General features: G+C 66.5%; 4 protein-coding genes. 3 read left to right on the forward strand and 1 reads right to left on the reverse strand.

All coding sequences use genetic code 11. The features are described from left to right. On the reverse strand, nucleotides 1-645 hold a 645-nt coding region (locus tag B4M62_RS02780; protein ID WP_290705029.1), incomplete at its 3' end, for an aconitase family protein. Between the two features lie 249 nt (nucleotides 646-894). On the opposite strand from B4M62_RS02780, the gene B4M62_RS02785 reads away from it, so the two are divergent. From B4M62_RS02785 to B4M62_RS02795, 3 genes are all read left to right on the forward strand, one after another. Beyond that, the gene (locus B4M62_RS02785; protein WP_290704845.1) at nucleotides 895-1509 is read left to right on the forward strand and encodes a DUF6676 family protein; all 615 of its coding nucleotides are present in this window, start codon (nucleotides 895-897) and stop codon (nucleotides 1507-1509) included. 263 nt (nucleotides 1510-1772) lie between these two features. Then, the gene (locus B4M62_RS02790; RefSeq protein ID WP_290705032.1) at nucleotides 1773-3191 is read left to right on the forward strand and encodes an NlpC/P60 family protein; all 1419 of its coding nucleotides are present in this window, start codon (nucleotides 1773-1775) and stop codon (nucleotides 3189-3191) included. A 148-nt stretch (nucleotides 3192-3339) separates the two neighbouring features. After that, nucleotides 3340-3710 (forward strand): AAA family ATPase (locus B4M62_RS02795; protein WP_290704848.1); only part of this gene is annotated, 371 nt, incomplete at its 3' end.

Raw genomic sequence — 3710 nt, forward strand, 5'->3', positions numbered from 1 at the left:
CCAGCCCAGCACGCCCAGGCCGTTCTCCATGGTGGTGTGCGAGTCGGTGCCGACGCAGGTGTCGGGGTAGGCCTGGCCGTCGCGGGTCATGATCACGCGGGCGAGGTACTCGATGTTGACCTGGTGGACGATACCGGTGCCCGGGGGGACGACCTTGAAGTCGTCAAAGGCGCCCTGGCCCCAACGCAGGAACTGGTATCGCTCGGAGTTGCGCTGGTACTCGAGTTCGACGTTGCGCTCGAAGGCGTCCGCGCGGCCGAAGACGTCGAGGATGACGGAGTGGTCGATGACCATCTCGGCCGGGGACAGCGGGTTGACCTTGTTCGGATCGCCGCCGAGGGCGGCGACGGCCTCCCGCATGGTGGCCAGGTCGACGACACACGGGACGCCGGTGAAGTCCTGCATGAGGACGCGGGCCGGCGTGAACTGGATCTCGATGCTCGGATCGGCGGACGGGTCCCAGTTGCCGAGTGCTTCGATGTGGTCCTTGGTGATGTTGGCGCCGTCTTCGGTGCGCAGCAGGTTCTCGGCGAGCACCTTGAGCGAGTAGGGGAGCCGCTCGATGCCCTTCACGGTGTTGATACGGAAAATCTCGTAGGACTTGTCGCCCACCTCGAGGGTGCCGCGGGCGCCGAATGAATCAATACTCACTTCGAAAACATCTCCTCTAGTGTCCTCGGCGTGCTGACGAGGGCTTGCGCCAGCACGGACCGACGGGCTGTGTCGGGTTGATCCGGGTCTGCTGCGCCAACCGATAGGCGCGACACCCTCAGCCTAACAGTACGGGTGTACTGTTACTAGGCCGGGGATGTCGCGGGCTGCTGGCCCGGCGCGATTCCATTGTGTCGTACTCTTGCGCAGCAAGTAAGGCGTAGCGAGAAAGGCGCACCTGCGATGAGTCCCGAGCCCAGTTCTGCGGTACCGACGATTCCGTACGGCGCCAGCGTGCCGGACAGCATCGATATCGAGGCCATCGCGCGCGACTTGCAGACGCAGGGGGTCGCCGGGCCGGTCGCGCAGATTCCCGCGCTGAAGGCGGTGGTCGCCGATGCCAAGGCGAAGGGCTATGACATCAAGGTCGTGGTCCTGACGGACAAGCAGCCGAAGTTCACGTATTACCGGGACATCGCGCTGACCCTGCAACCGAAGACCGGCGGCACCGTGATCGTGCTCGGGCCGGACTCGGTCGGCAGTTCCGGACCGCAGTTCGCGCGGGTGGTCCAAGAGGAGGCCGCCCAGAATCTCACGCTCACCGACCCGCCCGGCGCGGCGCGCCAGATGGTCGACCAGCTGACGGCTCCGCAGACGAACTGGACTGCCATCACGATCGTCCTGACCCTCGGTGTCCTGGTGGCGGCCGTTGGTGCCCGACTGGTCGCCACGCGACGCGCACGTCGGGGCGGCACCGGGCCACGGTCCAGCGCAGCCGTCGACGAGGGGTCTTCGGCCGTCGATGGTGATACGGGTGCGGCCGGCGATACCGATAGTCGGGCGCCGGTCGGCCGCTGAGAGCGCGGCCGCCGTTGATGTTGCCAAAGTGAGACATCCGGACATTCCGGTCCTTTTCCGCTGATCACAGCATCGGCGCAGGTAATCCCACGTTTGTAATTCTGTTTCTGGTGTTTCCCATGCTTTCTGATGTGACGTACGGTGCAGATGTCGCAGGTGAGGTTCCTGTGACGTTTGATGTACACCTCGCGGATTTGAGGAGCAATGGCGTGAGGCGAAACCAGAAGACCAGAGCAATTCGAACGAGCCACCGGCTCACCGCGATGCTTCGCGGTGGTGTGCTGGTGAGTGCGGTCGCCCTATCGACGCTGGTGGCCGGCGCGGCCGGTGCCGCGCCCACCGATCAGAAGGCGGCGAAGATCTCGCGCCTGGTCAACCAGATCGCCACCACCGACCAGAACCTCACGGATCTGGACAACACGCTGGCGGTCAAGCGAGAGGCCGTCAACCGCGCCCTCGTCGACTTCCAGAACTCGATCGTGGCCGAGCGCCTCGCCGCCGTCGCGGCGCAGGGCGCCCGCAAGTCCTTGGTCGACGCCGATCGGCGACTGGCGTCGGCCCAGAAGTCCTTCGACGCCTACGCGGCCAGCGCGTACCGCCGGGGCGCAGCGGGCACGATGCGCGACTACATCTCCGCCGACGACCCGCAGAAGGTGCTCGACCAGGTCGGCGTCCTCGATCGGGTCAGCGCCGCCCAGCGCCGGACCATCGAGCAGCTGAAGATCGCGCGCAACCAGAAGGCCAACCGCGCCGCGACGGCGGAGGCATCGCGGCGTCAGGCATCCTCGGCGGTCCGCAGTGCGGCAAGTCGTCGCGGCGATGCGATCGGTGCCGTGCAGACCGCGCAGCAGGCGATGGCCGCGCAGCAGCGGAACAAGGTCGCGCTGCTGACGAAGCGGGCCGAGACGCAGAACAAACTCAACGCCCTTCGGGGTGTCACCACCAGGGTTTCGGCACCGGCGATCCCGGGTCTGCCCGCGCTGGTCGACGGCGGCGGTGTCAACCAGGCGGCAATGGACGCCGCCGTGGCGGCCGCGAAGATCGCGATGGACGTCGCGCAGAAGACGCTGGCCACGGTGATCGGATCACAGCAGATCCCGCAGTCGAAGCTGTTCGACGAACTCGGGCTCAGCGGCAGCGACGTGACCAGCACCGGAGGCAACGGCTCGCTGACGCGACTGTCTACCGGTTCGCTCGGCGCACTGTTCGGCAGTACCGGCAGTTTCGGTGGCGGCGGACAGGTTCGGCCGGGCCTGCGCGGACCGCAGGCGGTCGAAGTCGTCGTGAACCGTGCGATGTCGCAGCTGAACCTGCCCTATGCGTGGGGCGGCGGAGACGGCAACGGCCCGACCAAGGGGATCCGCGACGGCGGAGTGGCCGATGCGCACGGCGACTACAACAAGGTCGGCTTCGATTGCTCGGGCCTGATGATCTACGCGTTCGCCGGCATCGGGTACGACCTGCCGCACTACACCGGCTATCAGTACACCGCCGGCCCGCAGGTGCCGATTGCGCAGATGCAGCGCGGCGACATGATCTTCTGGGGCGCCAATGCCAGCCAGCACGTGGCCCTCTACGTGGGCGACAACAAGATGATCGAGGCACCACAGTCGGGTGACGTCGTGAAGGTCTCGCCGGTGCGACTCGGTGGTGCGATGCCGATGGTCGTGCGCCTCTGGTAGTCGAGGGAGGTCGATCCACCGGCGGACGCGCGGACCGGCCATGATCGCCTAACCCCGGTTGCGCCGCTAGGCTGGTGCAGACCGATCCACACCGACCGCGACTGTTCCCTCGTGACCAGGCGCGAATACCGACGACAGGAGTTGGGCTTTGACGTCGCAGCCCGCCAACGGCCAGCAGCACTCCGCAGCGCTCAGCGAAGCCGATTCGAAGCTGATCGAGAAGGCCATCTACGAGGTCAAGCGAGTCATCGTCGGCCAGGATCAGCTCGTCGAGCGCATCCTGGTCGGACTCCTCGCCCGCGGTCACATCCTGCTCGAGGGTGTTCCCGGTGTGGCCAAGACCCTGGCCGTCGAAACGTTCGCCACAGTCGTCGGCGGCAGCTTCTCGCGCGTCCAGTTCACCCCGGACCTCGTGCCGACCGACCTCATCGGTACCCGCATCTACCGTCAGGGCCGCGAGGAGTTTGACACCGAACTGGGCCCGGTGGTCGCCAACTTCCTGCTCGCCGACGAGATCAA

The organism is Gordonia sp. UBA5067, assembly GCF_002414845.1.
In the GTDB taxonomy this organism is placed as follows: Bacteria; Actinomycetota; Actinomycetes; order Mycobacteriales; family Mycobacteriaceae; genus Gordonia; species Gordonia defluvii.